At 54.5% G+C, this 17,370-nt stretch carries 14 protein-coding genes and 1 pseudogene; 6 read left to right on the plus strand and 9 right to left on the minus strand.

Annotation, left to right across the window (positions count from 1 at the left end; genetic code table 11):
* Nucleotides 1–28: 28 nt before the first annotated feature.
* The 8 genes from tnpC (QM996_RS11370) to QM996_RS11405 form a co-directional block, all read right to left on the minus strand.
* Nucleotides 29–1,681, minus strand: coding sequence for an IS66 family transposase (gene tnpC / locus QM996_RS11370; protein ID WP_500267570.1), 1,653 nt, complete (start codon nt 1,679–1,681; stop codon nt 29–31).
* Nucleotides 1,682–1,742: 61 nt separating this feature from the next.
* Nucleotides 1,743–2,096, minus strand: coding sequence for an IS66 family insertion sequence element accessory protein TnpB (gene tnpB / locus QM996_RS11375; RefSeq protein WP_047637286.1), 354 nt, complete (start codon nt 2,094–2,096; stop codon nt 1,743–1,745).
* A complete protein-coding gene (tnpA, locus tag QM996_RS11380; protein WP_094513458.1) occupies nt 2,093–2,539 on the minus strand; it encodes an IS66-like element accessory protein TnpA in 447 nt (148 codons plus the stop codon). The genes tnpB and tnpA overlap by 4 nt, the downstream gene beginning before the upstream one ends.
* On the minus strand, nt 2,461–3,219 hold the full coding sequence (locus tag QM996_RS11385) for a hypothetical protein (RefSeq protein ID WP_500267571.1): 759 nt from the start codon (nt 3,217–3,219) through the stop codon (nt 2,461–2,463). The genes tnpA and QM996_RS11385 overlap by 79 nt, the downstream gene beginning before the upstream one ends.
* Nucleotides 3,219–3,665: a hypothetical protein gene (locus QM996_RS11390; protein WP_500267572.1), complete on the minus strand. Its 447-nt coding sequence runs from the start codon at nt 3,663–3,665 to the stop codon at nt 3,219–3,221. Before QM996_RS11390 ends, QM996_RS11385 begins: the two co-directional genes overlap by 1 nt.
* A gap of 129 nt (nt 3,666–3,794) precedes the next feature.
* Complete coding sequence (locus QM996_RS11395; protein ID WP_500267573.1) at nt 3,795–6,515, minus strand: HsdM family class I SAM-dependent methyltransferase; 2,721 nt, start codon at nt 6,513–6,515, stop codon at nt 3,795–3,797.
* Between the two features lie 82 nt (nt 6,516–6,597).
* A complete protein-coding gene (locus tag QM996_RS11400; protein ID WP_500267574.1) occupies nt 6,598–6,795 on the minus strand; it encodes a hypothetical protein in 198 nt (65 codons plus the stop codon).
* A gap of 342 nt (nt 6,796–7,137) precedes the next feature.
* Nucleotides 7,138–10,002 carry a class I SAM-dependent DNA methyltransferase gene (locus QM996_RS11405; RefSeq protein ID WP_500267575.1) on the minus strand — a complete coding sequence of 955 codons (2,865 nt, stop codon included), beginning with the start codon at nt 10,000–10,002 and terminating at the stop codon, nt 7,138–7,140.
* A gap of 425 nt (nt 10,003–10,427) precedes the next feature.
* Between QM996_RS11405 and QM996_RS11410 the strand changes: the two genes are divergently transcribed.
* From QM996_RS11410 to QM996_RS11435, 6 genes and pseudogenes are all read left to right on the plus strand, one after another.
* Nucleotides 10,428–11,630, plus strand: coding sequence for an SIR2 family NAD-dependent protein deacylase (locus tag QM996_RS11410; RefSeq protein WP_500267576.1), 1,203 nt, complete (start codon nt 10,428–10,430; stop codon nt 11,628–11,630).
* Nucleotides 11,623–13,530, plus strand: a complete 1,908-nt coding sequence (locus QM996_RS11415; protein ID WP_500267577.1) for an ATP-binding protein — start codon at nt 11,623–11,625, stop codon at nt 13,528–13,530. Before QM996_RS11410 ends, QM996_RS11415 begins: the two co-directional genes overlap by 8 nt.
* On the plus strand, nt 13,527–13,745 hold the full coding sequence (locus QM996_RS11420; RefSeq protein WP_500267578.1) for a KTSC domain-containing protein: 219 nt from the start codon (nt 13,527–13,529) through the stop codon (nt 13,743–13,745). The genes QM996_RS11415 and QM996_RS11420 overlap by 4 nt, the downstream gene beginning before the upstream one ends.
* A 44-nt stretch (nt 13,746–13,789) precedes the next feature.
* Entirely contained in the window at nt 13,790–14,779 is a 990-nt protein-coding gene (locus QM996_RS11425) for a hypothetical protein (RefSeq protein WP_500267579.1), read from the plus strand.
* Between the two features lie 115 nt (nt 14,780–14,894).
* Nucleotides 14,895–15,371 (plus strand): annotated as a pseudogene (locus QM996_RS11430) (recombinase family protein); the annotation flags it as partial.
* 60 nt (nt 15,372–15,431) lie between these two features.
* Nucleotides 15,432–15,665 (plus strand): DUF6429 family protein, encoded by a 234-nt coding sequence (locus QM996_RS11435; protein WP_334197012.1) that lies wholly within the window; start codon nt 15,432–15,434, stop codon nt 15,663–15,665.
* On the opposite strand, the gene tnpC (QM996_RS11440) is transcribed toward QM996_RS11435, so the two are convergent.
* A complete protein-coding gene (gene tnpC, locus QM996_RS11440) occupies nt 15,646–17,367 on the minus strand; it encodes an IS66 family transposase (protein ID WP_334197011.1) in 1,722 nt (573 codons plus the stop codon). The two genes, QM996_RS11435 and tnpC (QM996_RS11440), sit on opposite strands and share 20 nt — an antisense overlap.
* Nucleotides 17,368–17,370 lie beyond the last annotated feature (3 nt).

A 17,370-nucleotide genomic window follows, 5' to 3' on the forward strand; every position in this document is an offset into this window, starting at 1 on the left:
TGAGCTCACCGAAGAGTACCTGACGAGCTCATTGTAAGGCCTTGATGCGGGCGGCATAGGCCCATGGCATCAGGGCATCGATGTCTTTGGCGAGGTGGCCGTTTGCGAGGCGGGTGAAGAGGTCGCACAGATAGGCGTAGGGCTCAACGCCGTTCATTTTACAAGTGCCGATCAGGCTGGCAAACCGGGCCCAATTGCGGCCCCCTTCATCGTGCCCCGCAAAGAGCGCATTGCGGCGGTTCATGGCGGGTCGGCGGATCGCGTTTTCCACCAGGTTGGAGTCGATATCGACGTGGCCGTCGCCCAGAAACAGCCGGAAGCCGTCCTGCCGCGTCAGCATATAGGCCAGGGCTTTTCCGAGGTCAGACTTGCGTGAGACGCGCTTGGCTTGCGCTGCCAGCCAGGTGAAGAACTCGTCCACCAGCGGGAGGGACAGGTCCTGTCGAACTGCCCGGCGATGTTCGGGATCTGAGCCCCGGATACTGTCTTCGATCTTGTAGAGCGCGGCGATCTGCACCAGCGCCTCGTCGACGATGGGCGATCCACTCTTTGGCGTGGCCTTGATCAGCTTTCTGCGCCCGTGCGCCCAACAGAAAGCCAGCTTCAAGGGATCGCCACCCATCCGGTCCGACGTGGCGAGGTGAGAGTAACCACCGTAGGCATCCACCTGGATTGTGCCGTTGAACCCGTCGAGGATTTCAGCGGCATATTCGCCTTTACGCCCAGGTCGATAATGGAACACCACGCCCGACGGCGCGGAGCCATTCCAGCCGCGATCGTCACGCAACACGGCCCAGAGATAGCCGGTCTTCGTCTTGCCTCGCCCCGGATCCAACACCGGAGCCGTGGTCTCGTCGACATAGAGCCGCGTGCTTTCCCACAGCAGCCGTTTTGCCATGTGGTCGACCACCGGTGCGATTTCGCTGCCCGTGCGCCCCATCCAATCGGCCAGGACCGTGCGGTCTATCGGCACCCCGTGTCGCGCCATGACCTCGGCCTGCCGGTTGAGCGGCATATGTTCGGAATGCTTGGAGACGGCAATCTCAGCCAGAAGGGCTTCCGTCGGCCAGCTCCCTTCCAGCAGATGCGCTGGCGCTCTGGCCTGGATGACGCCCGTTCGACCCTTGGGGCAGGCGTATTTCGGGCGGATCGTGACGATCACCTCGTAGCGTGCCGGAATCCGGTCGAGCCGTTCCGTCCGATCCTCGCCGATCCGAACCATGTTGCCGCAACCGCAGGGACAAACGATGCTCTCGGGCTCGATCACTCTCTCGACCCGCGGCAGGTGTTCGGGCAGTGCACGGGCCTTACGCTCCTTGCGAGGAGCGGCCTTGTCCGGATCGGATGCGCTGGCTTCGATCTTTTTCTCGACGGCGGCGATCCGCGCCTGTGTTTCGGCAATCGCCGTTTCAAGGTCTTCCAGCGCCAGTTCCATCTGCGCCGGATCGAGCTTTTCCGATTTCGGCCCGAACTTCGTGCGCCGATAGTCGTGAACCTGCCCCTCAAGCTTCTCGATCAGTTCCTTCAGCTCGGTGATGAAGGCGTCCTTTTCGGCAACCACAGCCTGCTCATGCTGGCGTGCAGCACGCTCGACCGACAGTTCGAACTGCATCGCCGCAAACGCCTTCACCACCTCTGGCGGAAGGTCCGGAAACAGGCTGAGATCAAGGGGCGACGACATGCGGTCTTATAGCAAGGCAGCACAAAAAATCCAAATAAAACAATGCAAGGCAGCGGGATATTCACCCTGCCGCCGACGGCGCGATCACCCGTTGCGCCATGACTCGCCGCCAGTCGAGCCCCTCGAATAACGCTTCGTATTGCCCCCTGGAAAGACGCATCGTCCCATCCTGCACCTTGGGCCAGGCAAAGCTTCCATGTTCAAGAATTTTGTAGGTCAGCACCATGCCGGTGCCATCCCATACCAGGATTTTCAGACGATCACCGCGCTTCGACCGGAAGATCACCGTCACCCCGGAATGCGGGTCGAGCTTCAACTCGGTCTGCACCATCAGAGCCAGCGCCTGATGCCCGCAGCGGAAGTCCACCGGCCGCGTTGCAATCAGGATCGGCAGTCGTTGGCCCGCGACGATCATGCCGTCCCTCGCATGGCGCGCACCAGAGCGGCCACACGTTCAACCGGCACATCGCCGGGAACCCGCATCACAACGTCCGGGCCGATCGTGAGCGTCAAGACTGACGAAACCGCCTCCCGCAGTTTCGGCGGCGCCAAAACATTCACCGCCTCGCTCGGCTCTGCCGCAATCGCCAAAGGCACAAATGCAGGCTCGGCATCGCCGCTCTCCGACAGGCCCGGCATAGACTCAAAAGGCAGCGTCAGAATGCCCTCGCGCACTTGCCGGCGCCACAAGGAAAGCTGGTGCGGAACAACGTCATGACGGCGCGCGACATCAACAACTCGAACACCAGGCTCAAGGCTTTCCGCCACGATCCGCGCCTTCACATCATCTGGCCAACGCCGGTTTCCGCGGCGCGGCTCGACAACTTCGTAGCGCCCAACAAATCCATCATCTGCCATGCAAATCTCCAGATAGCCCTGGAAACCTTCTCGCACGCCCGGCCAGCCTCAAAATACAGCCTATCCAATGGGGCGGAGACGGCGCTTACGGTTGTCCCCCCGGGCACCCAAGCGCCTTCAGGCGTTAGGTCCGGGAACGACTTGTCCTGACATTCGGTGTTGACATCGGTCAGGATATCGTGGGGCGTCATGCTTTGGATGTAGCCGATCATAGCTCCACTCTCGGCGCGTTTGGCATAAGCCCAATCGGGATGCTTGAAGCGCGCAATGCCATGTTCGATGTAATTAAGATTTAAAACCCAATCAGCTCTCGGCGGATCGCCCAGGCGCTTACACTCGACTACGAACTGCTTACTGCTGCGCTGAGGGTCAGCTTCGTATCGATCAAGATAAATCCATTGAAAATCTGGACGCTTCTGCTCCCGGCGAGCACGGGCTCCGTCATCCGGGTCCGGCTGGTTGCAGCATTCGGTGACAGGCGCGACTTCGTCCTCCGGGTAAAGTTCCCGGCTAGCCGCAATGAGGCAAAAATAAAATTCTCGGTTGAGTTCGATCTCGGGTTCAGGAAACGTCTCGCGCTGCCGGAAAATATCAAGGGCGTGGCTGATAATCCTAAGGCACTTGGCTTCGCGTGAACGCCACAGTTGGTTCGCCCGTATGCGCGGAACGGCAGCATGCATTATGCGACATCCACAGATTGAGAATTCATAAGGAACGTGAGCGCGGATTCCGCGTCTTCCCGAGCTGCCGTGCGAGTCCAGAACCGTCGCTCATTTCGCTTGATGAAGAGTATTTCGCGATCGCTCACATAGCGGTAGAAACTGTCTATAAAAATTCTGGATCGTTCAATTGGATTTAGCGACACGCCGTCTAGCCTCGCGAGCACTTCGCGCCATGCCTGCTCCTCGTTATCGCCAAGAGTCGCTACATGATCGTTTTTGTAGTGAGGCGTGAAAGACACGGCGATTAGCGGCGCATCAGACGGGGGTGACAGTACGCGCCAATGAAACTCGGAGTCGATGTCCAATTCCGCATTCCAAATCTCGACGAAGGTGCGTAGATACGAGGTAAGCCCCTCATCCGGTTGCGCGAGGTTTGCGACAGTCCCTCTATCGTGCTCCGGCATCGAGACCCTGCTAAGAGCTTTACTAGTCTCTTTCCCGTAGAAGAGCTCGAAACCGATACTGCACATGTCGCGGATCAGGTCTCTTTCCCCGGAGGAGAGTTTATAAAGATCGAAGACGGCATCATCGAGTTACTGCTCCAATCCCGGCAATTTCGCGAGCGCTGGGGCCGAACCCAGCGGAAAATCATCGGGGCCCATATCAAGATTTTGAAGCTGTCTAACTACTTCGACGATTCGATCGCGCAGCTCGGCGCTTTCAGGAAACGAAATCGGCATGTCCTGAACATGATCCAGATGGATTTCATCGTGCCAAAATCCCCACGAACCTATGGTCGTGAAATAGTAATAGCGGGCAAGCGATGACCAAAAGACAGCTGTTATAACGGCTTCTTCCCACTCCTCTAAACCTTGGAAGCGAACTCCATGTATCGAGTTCTTAAAGCAGAACGTTTCCGTCTCGAAGCGAGAAGTAATATATCCACTTCCCTTGATGCCGCGACCAACTAACAATCTCCGCCCGCTGTAGATATCGCGCTGCCCTCTACGATACACTTTGCTTGGCACCGCCTGCAGCGAAGCCAAAGATTGGGGGCCGTATTTTACCAGTTTCTTTGACGGAAGCTCCTTGTATTCCGTCAGCCAGTCACTGTCTGACCCTGTACTCAAGACTTCGAAACCTCGCCCCGCCGTGAGCGTCACACGGGGGAGCTTGGCGGGCAACTCAAAAAGGCGCTGATGGGCGTCAAGCTTTCTAACTAAAGCCTCATCGCGGTGGCCACCCCACCAATAAATCTTCCAGAGCTTCTCGTTTTCGAGGCAATCCCGTTGCGAAAGCCAGTGCATGTCGCCCCGGCTAAGAACAACGGCTTGGGTATTGGCAACCACGGCCGTGCGCTTGGCGGACCAGTACGGGAAACGCACATCATCGCGCTTCAAATTGACCTTCATTTTCTCGAAAACGACTGACACGAATGGTGAAATGCCTTGAGCCTCGCGCTGGACGCCAGAGAAAAAGATATGTCGTACATGCGCAAAATTGACGACATGTGTGAGTTTTGCCGAACCCAACCAAACACGACGGAACTGGCGGCTATTCTCGTGATGCTTAAAGAAGACACCGGACGATACGAGCAACCCCGCTTTGCCTCCCGAACGCAGCAATGCCATGGTCAGGTGAATGAAGGCCTGCGAAAGCTCCTTGTCGCCGAGTGGGCGGCCTTCGTTGGCCTGACACCAAGCTGTCGTAGCCGTCATTGCCTTGCGGCCTTCTTCGTCTTCTTTCTTCGGATAGCCCCACGGCGGGTTGCCGACGACCACTGACGCCGAGCCACTCCCGAAACGCTTTGTCACATCGGCAGGGTATTTGCCTGAAATCACATCGAAGGAATTGGCATCCAATAAAATGTCGAAGAAATGAGCATCCGGATTTTTCTGCTCGCGCTTCATGCGCTCGTCCTGCGCGACCCACTTGAGATAAGGCAGCCTTCGCTCATCGTTGATTTCGCGCGGCGATTGATAGTGCAGGAACGCGAGATACAGGCTAAACGCTGCAACGCGCACAGCCTCCTCATTGATGTCTATACCGGCAATCTGCTCGCGCAAAATTTTACGTAGCTGCGGACGGCTGATCCTATGCCCTCCCTGCTCGGCTTGTAGGTGGCGCACCATTCGCCTAAACGATTCGACAAGAAAAATGCCCGATCCGCATGCAGGATCGATTACACGCGGCCTTTGCGAAAGCACATCCGGTGTCAGCGTCTGGGCAAGAACGAAATCCACAAGTGCAGGCGGGGTATAGTGCGACCCTTTATTCCGGTCTTTGCCCTCACGCTCATTGTAGAATTCTTCGTAGATCGTGCTGATCAGCTCAATTGGTATGACATCAAAACGGTAGGCGAAGAAAAAAAGCTCTTCTTGGGTCGTCGTGTTACCGAGAAGAAATCCCCTGAGTTGGTCCAAATGCCCCTGTTGTATACGCTCACGTTCATCATCATTGATCGGGAACGTATCACCATTGAAGTCGACCGCCATCTGATCGAACAGCGCATACGAGAACTCCTTGTCTTGCAAGACTCGTAAGAAGCGATTTTCAGCTAGTCGAGGTTCTACGGCTGGAGCGGAAGGCCGTTGCGCGAGCAATTTGGCCCATTCCTCGCGACGAGCGGCCACGTTCTCGAAATAGGCGGGAGTAAGAATCTTGCGGTCTTCGAGATAACGGATAAATATCGCTCGCCCAATCAATGAGTGAAGATCGCGAAGGGTCGGCTTCTGGAAGTAGCCGCTCGCGCTCACGGCTGCCAGTTGCTGTCGCACAGTTTTTAGATCGCGAATGAGCGCGCGATCGGACCTGTTCAAGGAGTTTGAGAAACGCTCCTCACCGAACACGAGACCGGTTTCGATACGTTCGCGATGGTATTCAGCAAGCTTGGTTTGAATGTCGGCAATGGACCTTGCCACTGCGATCAAGCGGGAGCGATCACTAATTGCTTCCTCTGGCTTAGGTGGCGCTTTGGTGAGGTCGAGAACAAGCAACTCGCCGGGGCAGGCAAGGAACAACAACTGTGGTCTGGACATGCACCAAACGCGTTCATAGAACGCCCGAAGAGCGGCAGGTGTTGTGTCGGCTGTCTTGGCGAACACCACGACGGGCTCATGATCCACGAAGAAAACCTTCTCAGCCCCAACCTGAGCGGCAAGAGTTTGCCAGTCGCCTTTATTGACCCAATCGTGCAGCACGGAAGCCTGCGGATTGGCAGTAGCAGGCAGCAATACGCCCTGGTCAAAACCGAGTTGCTTGTAAGCAGTTGCGAGGAGGTCTGCTGTGGCGTCGTTATCGATTTCGGAAGTCATAATCTAAAACCCGCTGGTCTCGCGCGCCATGGGAAAACCGGCACGGGCCGCTGGCGGCCTGCTCTCAATCATTTTTGGCTTTCTACGCAGCAAAAGCTTCAAATAGAAGCCGCTTCAATTTCTTATTGTACTGAGCAGCATAGGTTTTGAATTCGCGGCGGGAATCGAGCGGAACCTTAAAATTTAGTGGCGTGTCGCTGCGGGCGGGCGCAACCTCTGCAGGTTTCGAATTAAGCTCCCGCGTGCCAGACTGTTTGACACGTACTTGTGCCGTCGCCATCGAGCAATCCTCTCCGTAAAGCCGTACGCTAAAGCGAACCGAATCACTCGCCTACAGTAGGACGAAAGCACGAAAGCACGCAATTGTTCTTGGCGCGGTTGTCCGGGTCCGCTCCGTTGAGCCAACAATCTCCAACATTCAACTGACAAATCAAATTGTTAGAGAGACATTGGTGGGCCCGGAGGGAGGAAGCGGGCACATCGGGCGCAAGCCTAGATTAGAAACGAAAACAAAGTCTTATAAGGCGTTTGGATACGTTTTCGAGCTTGTTCCTGTGTACGTGAAAGCTCGGACATGTCAACATTTTCCTCACTCATCCGCCAAATCCAATCCAAGCCTGGCTTACGAACGCGCTTGATTGAGCGCAAATAGGCAATCAAGAATTTCTTCGTCGGCGAGATCAGTAGGCCATCCGTACGCCTCCGCCACAGCGTCATCTATCGCCTTATGGGCGTGGTCAAGCCATGTGGGACGCTCGTTGTACAATGTTGTGAGCGTTCGTTTCTTCAACAAAATTGCCGCTTTTTCGTTAACAGGAACGATCCGACTTGGGTATCCAGTGACTACCTCTGGCTCGCGCCTCACGAGGTCCGGTGGGTTCAGCCAGTTCTCGCGCAGTTCATCCAGACGTTTCGCCGCTTCCGAAATCTTCCTCGCCCGAGCATCATCAGAGTAGTTGGCAGCAGGGACATCGGGCGTGAGCCCGTTAGGAAAGGGGAAGGTTTCAAATGTAGTGGTGGGCGTGTAACGCGAATCGTTCCCCACTCCCATCCAATTGCCCAGTCTTCGGCTCCACAGTTCATGTATTCTTGAGTGGAGAATTCCGAAGCTCGTGGCATCATCTCGTGCAATTGCGACCATGGTGCTGTCGACGATGACCGGAGGATAAACCCAAATGAAAATCCTGTGGCGGGATGTCAGGCTGGTTCCGATATATCGTGGCAATGTGAGTGCGCTTGCCCGAAAGGCAGGCATCGTCTCCCCAAACAGCCACCAATTCTCACGACGCCAGCGGCGCTTAGTCTCGGCTCTTGTCGGCTTAACGAATTTCTCGACGAAGCTGAACGGCTTCTCAAACATTGATGCCTCGACCATTCCGGTGCGATGGCCAAAGTCGACGATCCACCGGTCGCGCAAGCGTTCCCGAGCGACATCAGTTCCACTTAGCTGAGGACGAATGACGTCTGCGTTGGGTCGCCCATTCACGTTCAACGGCTGCTGTAACCACTGACGCGCCGTGGCTCCATCGATGTCGAATGGACCGTTCTTTTGGATTCCTATGAAAGATACTCCAATATTCTGAGATAATCTCCGGCTGCTTGCGAAGTTTATCGCACTTCCGGTGAGATCAGGATTCACCGCTGCAACCGGCGTGCCGTTAATCTGTGGGATTTGGCCTTGAGACGCTCGCCCGAACACGACAATTGAAACGCGCACGGCAGCACCCTCATTTGTCCACGGCTCGTCCGGCCAAGCTGCCAACAGCGTAGAGCTTTTCAGGATGTCTTCGAGGACACGTCTATTAGCGCCACTTCTGATTGAATTAGTTGTGACCAGGCCCGCTCGCTGCGACCCTCCCGACGCAATTGCCTTTTCCGCCTTCTTTACCCAATAGGCTACTAGGTCAGCATCTTGTGGTACCTGACCGCTATAAACACGGTAGAGGACGTCGACATAAGCATCCGTGAGGTCTCTTCGCAGGCTGCGTCTACCGAGAAATGGAGGATTCCCGATAATTGCCTCCGCCTCCGGCCAATCCGCTTCTTCCCATTTTTCAATCCCATCATCTTCGACGAGGCTCATTAGGGCATCGCGGCACTCGATGTTATTGAGTGGCTTCAAAATCGGATTCTGACTCGCGGCAAAGCCGTTCTTTAACATCCATTGTATTTCGCCAACCCACACAGATACTCTTGCTAATTCCGCCGCATAAGGGTTCAGTTCGATACCGTTTACTACCTCTGGTCCTATGCGTGGAAAACTGCGCGGAAGTCCCAGTGCTTCGGCCTCGACCTGAGCCCTGTGCTCCATATCCTTCAATGCTCGTAATGCGAGATATAGAAAATTGCCCGATCCGCATGCCGGATCAAGAACGCGGAAATCCGCTAGACGCTTTAAATAGCCATCCAGTACGGCTTGGGCCTGATTTTTTGACTTGGTTTTCGCTCCGCCTTTTCCTGCGGATGCATTCTCCATAAGTGCCGCGATTTTCGTTTTGGCTATTTCCCACTCCAGCGCAAGAGGCTCAACGACGACCGGATTGATAATCATCATGATCTTTTCGCGGTCAGTATAATGAGCGCCCAGCTGGCTTCGTTTATCAGGATCGAGACCGCGTTCAAAAAGCGTGCCGAGAATAGAAGGGTCAATATCGCCCCAGTATTGAGCAGCAGCATCGCGAACGATTTTGATTTCGCTCCTCGTAAGGGAAATCACCAGATCATCATCAAACAACCCGCCATTGAACCAAGCAATTCGCTCAAATCCGACGCGGCCTCCCCCCTTCATTGCGATGAACAAATCGCGGGCAAATGCTTCGAATTCTCCCGGCTCTTCCAACGCCCGGTCCAACATTCTGGAAAAGATGCTATCTGGTAACAGCTTAACGTCCTCGGCAAACATGCAGAAGACCAAGCGGTTGATGAAATGTGCTACGGGTTCCGGTGCATGCCCGCGCTCTCGTAGTGAACGGGCGAGTTTAGCAAAATCACCTGCAACCTCTTCCGTCAGTTGCTGACGGGTCTTTTTGGGTCGAAGAGCATCCGGATCGGAGAAGACAGCCTTGAGCCAAGCCCGCTTTTCGGTATCTCCCAAGTCAGAGATCGAAATCTCGTAAACCTTGGAAATGGAATTCGTCCAATTGGTATGGATGCGGATAGCGCTCCCGATGTCTGAAACTACTAGTAGAGGTGGATTGTCGAGTGCGACCGCATATCGCTGTAGCTGTGCGAAGGCAGTGTCGAGGTTTGCTTTCGTTCCTTTGTATTCCCAGGCGAAGTAGCCCCGTTTAAAGACATCGGCGAATCCTTTTCCGCCGGTGGTCTTGGTAGCGCCCACCTCAAATCCGTAGTCGAGACCTGATGGATCAGCTTCGGCGGGTGTGGGTTCGCCAAGTAACCGGCAAAGGTCCAAGAAATGCTCTTGGGCGGCAGCACGCTCCTTAAGCGAGGAGTTTGACCACTTCTGAATGAAATCTTTAGGTTCCATAGTCTCGCTGATCTCTGGTTGTGCCACACGTTAATCAGATTCGAGGCGTCGCGAGAACTGAGCCTACAAAGGCAATTGCATGTTGCCGCTTGACTTTTGGATGTATTTTCACCGAGTTCTACTTTTGCGGTCATGCGGTTCTGGGTGGGCAAATTGGTGGCGAATTGGCAAGAACACGCGAATTTGGATTGAAATTGCGATTTTCAGGCAGAGACGCGAATTCGCATAAGCTTGAGCTATATGTATGGAACAAATTCCTTTCATGGCTTTGCACAAGCCCTACAGATCGCCAACCACGTTCAGCGTTGGATAACACGGTATCCATATTTGTAGTTGAGCGGACAGTATTCATCCCCAATAACGGGCGTGCTATGTATCGCCTGTATTCAGGGAATGTGATTCCGACACAGACGCGAAGGCATTAGATGACCACTCACGACGTTGTCAGGCAAGTAAGCTATGTCCAGCAAGCGCTCTCGCAAAATAGGAAGCATCTCGGCTTCTTTATTGGCGCTGGGTGTCCCCTCTCGGTTCGAGTAAATCAGCGTGAAGAGGGCGATAAGGTTGTCTCGGATGCACTGATCCCGGATGTTGTTGGCCTCACAGGGATTATCAATGAGAAGCTAAAAGGCGCTAACTCCGACAATCTAACGACCTGGGACCGAGTAATCAGCCTTGTTCGGCAGGATGGCGGCAACGACAAGAATATTGAGCACGTGCTCACACAAATAAGATTGCTGGCGAGCGTGGCCGGAAAAGGCACTGTCAGAGACCTCACTGCCGACCAGTTATCGAATTTAGATAAAGATATTTGTACAATAATTTCCAAGGTAGTAGATCAAGAGCTGCCTAACTCGAAGACTCCGTACCACAATCTGGCTGTTTGGACCCGGTCTATCAAACGAGAGCAGCCTGTTCACATCTTTACGACTAACTATGACCTGCTACTTGAGCAGGCTCTTGAGGAGTCTTCTGCGCCGTACTTTGACGGCTTTATCGGCACCCGGCGAGCGTTCTTCGATTTAGGGGCGGTGGAAAACGAAGGTGATCTTCCGCCACGATGGTCACGTCTTTGGAAAATCCATGGATCGCTTAACTGGCAAATAGATAAAACGAACAACGTCGTCAGGTCCGATCAACCCACCGAAGGTCAGAAGCATCTAATATATCCGTCACATTTGAAATATGATCAAAGCCGGAAGATGCCATACTTGGCAATGTTAGATAGGCTAAAGGAATTCTTGCTCAGGCCTTCATCTATATTGTTTATGTCCGGCTATTCATTTGGTGATGAGCATATCAACGATGTGATTTGCCGAACATTGGCGTCTAATCCGACTGCGCATGTATTCGCGCTCTTGTTTGGTCAATTGAATGACGAGAAGTACGGACAAGCTAGAACATGCGGACTTGGCACGCCAAACTTAAGCGTCCTTGCCTTCGACGGCGCTATTGTTGGTCGTACTTCAGGCAAATGGAAATATTCCGATCTACCGTTCCCCTTGCCGGGCGGCATCGTTGTTCCTGATGAAAAGGGGGAAACGTGCGAGCTGAAGCTCGGAGACTTCATGCAGTTTGGAAACTTGCTCCGAAATATCACTGCGGCCGGTGACGACGCCAATGGATAAACTCGCAAGCCAAGCCACCCTGCTAGGAACGGTGCAGGATGTCAGCGGAACGTCCGTCAGCGTAACTCTTCAAGGAAATCAGTTCTCGGGTCTAAGTTTTGTAAATGGACAGGGATATCGAATTGGTCAGGTAGGGAGTTTCGTGAAAATCCCTATCGGGTACGTTGAGCTTTTCGGAATTGTCTCGCAGGTGGGTGCCAGCGCAGTCCCTGAAAGCATGGCCGCCGAGATGCCCAACGGGCATAGATGGATCAAAGTTCAGCTGATTGGGGAGGGATACAAGGGCGGAAAGTTCCAACGCGGGATTTCGCAGTACCCGACCATCGAAGACGAGGTTCATCTCGTATCTGAAAACGACCTGGCTTCTATTTATGGCAGAAAGGCGGAGCAGCACCATCTCGTTAAGGTGGGCCACATTGCTGGCAGTGAGTCCATTGAAGCTTTGGTGGATATCAACAAACTCGTCACGCGACACTCTGCAATTGTCGGCACGACCGGGTCAGGCAAGTCAACTACGGTAGCTGGCCTTCTAAACGCCCTAGCGGACACCAGTCGCTTTCCATCGGCCAGAATAGTGGTTCTGGATATCCATGGCGAGTATTCAAAGGCGCTCGGTGATCGCGCGAACATCTACAAGGTCAATCCGGACCCCCGCAACAATCACGAGAGGCCGCTCCAGATTCCATTCTGGGCGATGAGTTTTGATGAGCTGCTAGGGGTGACATTCGGCAGCTTACCGTCTGATGGCAAGGCGAAGAATGTTATCATGGAGAGGATAATCCAGCTAAAGACGGACACCCTCCAAAAATATCCGCAGCCAGGCATCACTCTTGATAATCTGAGCGTCGATAGCCCGATCCCGTTTTCCCTCAACCGCCTTTGGTATGATCTCTATTGTCTTGAGTTTGGCACGTACTATTCGGACGGTGGAAAAACGCCCATCCGTGCCAATTGGGCGTACGAGAAGAATGCGGCTGGCGACGATTTAGTCGGAGATGCAGACAAGGGCGTTCCCCCAAGGTTTCGCAAGCCGAAATCTGTGAAGGACGACCCCGAGAAGATTAATTGGTTGCCTGACCCCCTCAACATACGAGCGCAACTCGATAGTTTAGGCGCAAAGCTGCGAATTTCTCGGTTCGATTTCGTGCTCAGGCCAGGAAAGTGGCAGCCGAAGGAAGACGGTGAGCTTGAGGCCGATCTGGCCGAGCTGATGCAAAGCTGGCTCGGTAGTGCCAGGCCAGTTACGATCCTTGATCTGTCGGGAGTGCCGACAACGCTGATGAATGACATCATCGGCATCCTGCTTCGGGTGCTTTACGACGCCTTGTTCTGGGCGCGTAACCTATCGCAGGGTGGCAGGGAACGGCCCCTGTTGATTGTTATGGAGGAGGCTCACACATACTTGAATGACAATTTCCACGGGGCAGCTTCGTCAATTGTCCAGCGAATTGTGAAAGAGGGACGGAAGTATGGTATCGGCGCGATGATCGTCAGCCAGCGCCCCTCAGAAATCAACCCCACGATTTTGTCGCAATGCGGTACGTTCTTTGCGTTAAGGCTTAGCAACGCAACCGACCGCTCCCACATCACAAGTGTGTTGACGGACAATCTGGAGGGATTGACAAACATGCTTCCGATTTTGAGAACGGGTGAGGCCATCATATTAGGCGAAGCTGTCGGGCTGCCGATGCGAACACTGATCCAAGCCCCACCAAAAGATCAACGTCCCGACAGCCAAGACCCAGTGGTGTGCGATGATCTGGCTCCTGAACTGTCGATGATTCCAGGTGGCTGGAATATTTCAATGGAAGAAAACCCGAATTATGACGAATTCGTTCTAGTTTGGCGGCAGCAAAACCCTCGCATTATTCGACAAGTTGAAGAGGAGCAGAAGCAATGACGTGGCATACTTACTCTCCATTTGAATCGTCAAACATTCATTCAATTAGGTACAATGAGTCTACCTACACATTGGAAGTCGCGTTTCAAAATGGTGGCATTTACGAATACTACGATATTCCTTCGCACGTCAGCAAAGAATTCGAACAGGCTGACTCAAAGGGACAGTACCTCGCGGCACACATCAAGGGCGTTTATCGCTACAGCAAAGTTTAGAAATGCCAATTGTAACTCTGAATCACCAGACGAAGCGACTTCAAGTGAGTTCATTTGAAGTCGAAAATCAGATACTCTTTAGTTTCTTCGATAATCTCCCTGCCGCTGACCGAGACGAGAAGCTCCATAGGGCCCTTTACATCGGCGTTCTGGCTCTTATGGAAGATCGGATATCATCCTTCCTTGCAAAAACGTCCAATGAACTAGGGACGGAGTTGGAAAGTCTTAAGCTGATTTTCGACATGAAGAAGGAGCTTTTCTTCAAGTCGTCGGTGAAGGGTAATCTCGCTGAAGAGGAGATAGCCGAATACCTTTCTGCCTTCCTTTCCGAGCGTCGCCTTTCTGATAGGGTTGAACTGACGGGAAACGCAGCAGGCAATCTACATAAAAACAAGACTGGCGATATCGTTTGTTACATTGATGGCAGTGACGATATTAAAATTGCTATCGAGTGCAAGTTTGATAAAGGCATTCGACTTGGAGATATTCAAACAAAAGATATCTTCACTAAGAAAAGCGACACTGCCTGGAGTCAGCTCATTGAGGCTCAAGCGAACCGCGACGGCAGGGTTGGCATTATTGTTTTCGATGCGTCTCTGGTCGACGGTGGTATCTTATCCGCTGTTCAAGACGTGAGGTATATTCCGGCGATAGGGTTCGTTGCCATCATAGACTCGCTCAAAGGCGATTACCGGAATCTTACGATAGCTTATATGTTGGCGCGAGATATAGCGATCAATGCAAAATCTATCCAGTTCGACAAAGACATCATGGCTATTATTGTCAATAGAATCATCAAGGACATTAATGAAGCTCTGAGTGTTAAATCGTTGGTGAACTCAAATATTGAAAACTGCAAAAAGATTTTGATGCAGCTCGACAAAAGCATGTTGTCGATGGAGTTTAATCAGAGATATATGGCGAAGTTCCTGAAAGATGGACAGTTCACGAAGGAAGACCTCCTCGAATTTTATTCTGGAGAGGAAGTAAGGGATAGATTCCGACTGCTAGAGAGAGAGGTAAAAGCCATTTAGGTATGCCCTTACGGGCGATTGCAGCACCGGCCGGGATCGCGTCCGCAAGGGTTGTTCCTTGCATCCGGACAGCCGAGGCTCTGGACATGATCCAATCGGACAGTCCGGAGACCCAATGTCCATCATCCTCTACGCTCGTGTTTCCACGGCAGAACAAAACCTTGATCACCAAATCGCCCAGGCCAGCGCTGCCGGTTTCGTCATTGATGAAATCATTGCCGACCATGGAGTATCGGGTGTCAGCACGAGCCTTGCAGAGCGTCCCCAGGGCAAACGCCTGTTCGATAAACTCAGGGCGGGCGACACGCTAGTTGTTCGCTGGGTGGACCGCCTCGGCCGAAATTACCGGGATGTCACAGATACGATTCGCCATTTCATGCGGCAAGGTGCCGTCATCCGGACGGTTATTAACGGAATGACGTTTGACGGCTCGTCCGCAGACTCCATGCAGCAGGCGGTTCGCGACAGCCTCATTTCGTTCATGGCTGCAATGGCACAAGCGCAGGCGGAGGTCTCGAAGGAAGCGCAGAAGGCTGGCATTGAGGCGGCTAAGCGTGACAGACGGAAGTATCCCGGCAAAAAACCCAGTTATAGCGTATCCATCCGAGCAGGGCCGCAGGATTTTGAGCGCCGCGCGTGGTAATGTCGGCTCATGGAGATCGATGAGGACAAGATCGACGATGCGGTTTTGGCGCTGTTATGGCTGACGCTGCACAACGAGCGTTGCGCCTGGAAGGGCTTCGACTGGGCAACGACGGATAGGCTTCACAAGAAGGGCTTGATCGCCGACCCAGTCAACAAGTCGAAGTCATTGATCCTGACCGATGAAGGCCTGGAGCGTTCGCAAGCGTTGTTCCGGGAGCTGTTTACGCGGCCGCCGCAATAGCCGTCCCTTGGTGTGTCTTCCATTGCCAAGGCAACAGTTCGTGCAGGCGGGAGGCGGGAAGATCGGCGATGCGGGCGAACACATCGGCGAGCCACGCCTTTGGGTCGACGTCGTTGAGGCGGCAGGTCGTGATGACGGAGAGCATGATGGCGGCTCGATCGGCCCCACGCTGGGAACCGGCGAAGGTCCAGTTGCGGCGCCCGAGTGCAATTCCTCTCAGCGCGCGCTCGGCCGCATTGTTCGTGAGACAAATCCGGCCATCTTCGAGGAAACGGGCAAAACCATCCCAGCGCTTCAGCATGTAATCGATCGGCTCGATCACCTCGGACGATTTGCTGAGCGTGGCGCGCTCCCCTTTCAGCCACGCGTGCATGTCGTCGAACAGCGGCTTGCTCTTTTCCTGCCGCGCGGCCAACCGTTCCGCGGCGCTCAATCCATTGATGTCGCGCTCGATCTCAAACAGCGCGTCGTACCGTTGGACGGCCTCCAGGGCGATCGGCGAGATCGGCTTGCCCTTGCGGTTGTGGTCGCGGGCATTTTTCTGGATGTCGGCCAGTTCAAAGAATTTGCGCCGCGCGTGCGCATGACAAAAGGCGAAGGTGATCGGTACCGCTTTCTTTTCGGCGACACTGAGCGGCTCGAAGCCATTGTAACAATCACTCTGCAGAATGCCGCCATACTCGGCCAGGTGCTTCTGCGGGTGCTCGCCGCGGCGATCGCTCGAAGCATAGTATACCGCCGCCGGCGCTGCCGCGCCGCCGTAGGACCGGTCATCGCGCACGTAGGTCCATATTCGCCCGGTCGTGCATTTGTCTTTGGCCTGGATGGGAATGGTGGTGTCGTCGCCAAAAAGCCGCTCGGCCGCGAAGACATGCGCCTCGATCAGTTCAAAGATCGGCAGCAGCGCGGCCGTTCCATACCCGACCTGGTCGGCCAGCGTCGAGGTCGAAAGCTCGATGCCCTCGCATTTGAACCGGGTGCTCTGACGGTTGAGCGGGCTATGCATGCCAAACTTATCGAACAGGATCGTCGCCAGCAGATGAGGACCGATGAAGCCGCGCGGCGTCGCATGGAACGGCGCCGGCGACTGGCTGATCGCCTCGCAGTCGCGGCAGGTAAATTTCTCCCGCACCGTCTCGATCACCTTGAACCGGCGCGGAACCTCCTCGAGCGTCTCGGTGACGTCCTCGCCCAGTTTCGACAGGCGCGACCCACCGCAGCAGGCACAGGTGACGGGGGGATCGATCACCACGCGCTCGCGCTCGATATCCTCCGGCCACGGCTTTCGGAGCGGCCGTTTGCGCGTGAACGAACGTACGCTCGCGGTCTTGGCGGCAGCCGCCTGCGCTGCGGCTTCATCCTCCGTCGCCGCCATCACCAGTTCTTCGAGCTGCAATTCCATCTGGTCGATCAGGCGCGCCGTGCGCTCGGATCGCCGACCGCGCAGTTCGCGCTTCAGCTTTTCGATCGCCAGTTCCAGACTGGCAATCAAGGCCTCACTGTCCGACAGCATGGCCTGCGCATTGGCGGCTTGCGCCACCGCAATGTCCCGTTCGGCGACGACGGTATCGCGCTCGGCGACGACGGTATCGCGCTCGGCAACAACGACATCACGTTCAGCCTGCAACATCTCACGCTCGGAAAGCAGCGCCAGATAGGCGCTCGCAAGGTCCGCAGGAAGATCCACAGGCTTCGAGGTCATGAA

The sequence above is a fragment of the Sinorhizobium chiapasense genome (assembly GCF_045277575.1).
Taxonomy (GTDB): domain Bacteria; phylum Pseudomonadota; class Alphaproteobacteria; order Rhizobiales; family Rhizobiaceae; genus Ensifer; species Ensifer chiapasense_A.

What these genes read in the sequence shown, in the direction of transcription:
- tnpC (WP_500267570.1), bottom strand. Translation starts at nt 1,681, where the DNA reads ATGTCGTCGCCCCTTGATCTCAGCCTGTTTCCGGACCTTCCGCCAGAG.
- tnpB (WP_047637286.1), bottom strand. Translation starts at nt 2,096, where the DNA reads ATGATCGTCGCGGGCCAACGACTGCCGATCCTGATTGCAACGCGGCCG.
- tnpA (WP_094513458.1), bottom strand. Translation starts at nt 2,539, where the DNA reads ATGGCAGATGATGGATTTGTTGGGCGCTACGAAGTTGTCGAGCCGCGC.
- QM996_RS11385 (WP_500267571.1), bottom strand. Translation starts at nt 3,219, where the DNA reads ATGCATGCTGCCGTTCCGCGCATACGGGCGAACCAACTGTGGCGTTCA.
- QM996_RS11390 (WP_500267572.1), bottom strand. Translation starts at nt 3,665, where the DNA reads ATGCCGGAGCACGATAGAGGGACTGTCGCAAACCTCGCGCAACCGGAT.
- QM996_RS11395 (WP_500267573.1), bottom strand. Translation starts at nt 6,515, where the DNA reads ATGACTTCCGAAATCGATAACGACGCCACAGCAGACCTCCTCGCAACT.
- QM996_RS11400 (WP_500267574.1), bottom strand. Translation starts at nt 6,795, where the DNA reads ATGGCGACGGCACAAGTACGTGTCAAACAGTCTGGCACGCGGGAGCTT.
- QM996_RS11405 (WP_500267575.1), bottom strand. Translation starts at nt 10,002, where the DNA reads ATGGAACCTAAAGATTTCATTCAGAAGTGGTCAAACTCCTCGCTTAAG.
- QM996_RS11410 (WP_500267576.1), top strand. Translation starts at nt 10,428, where the DNA reads ATGACCACTCACGACGTTGTCAGGCAAGTAAGCTATGTCCAGCAAGCG.
- QM996_RS11415 (WP_500267577.1), top strand. Translation starts at nt 11,623, where the DNA reads ATGGATAAACTCGCAAGCCAAGCCACCCTGCTAGGAACGGTGCAGGAT.
- QM996_RS11420 (WP_500267578.1), top strand. Translation starts at nt 13,527, where the DNA reads ATGACGTGGCATACTTACTCTCCATTTGAATCGTCAAACATTCATTCA.
- QM996_RS11435 (WP_334197012.1), top strand. Translation starts at nt 15,432, where the DNA reads ATGGAGATCGATGAGGACAAGATCGACGATGCGGTTTTGGCGCTGTTA.
- tnpC (WP_334197011.1), bottom strand. Translation starts at nt 17,367, where the DNA reads ATGACCTCGAAGCCTGTGGATCTTCCTGCGGACCTTGCGAGCGCCTAT.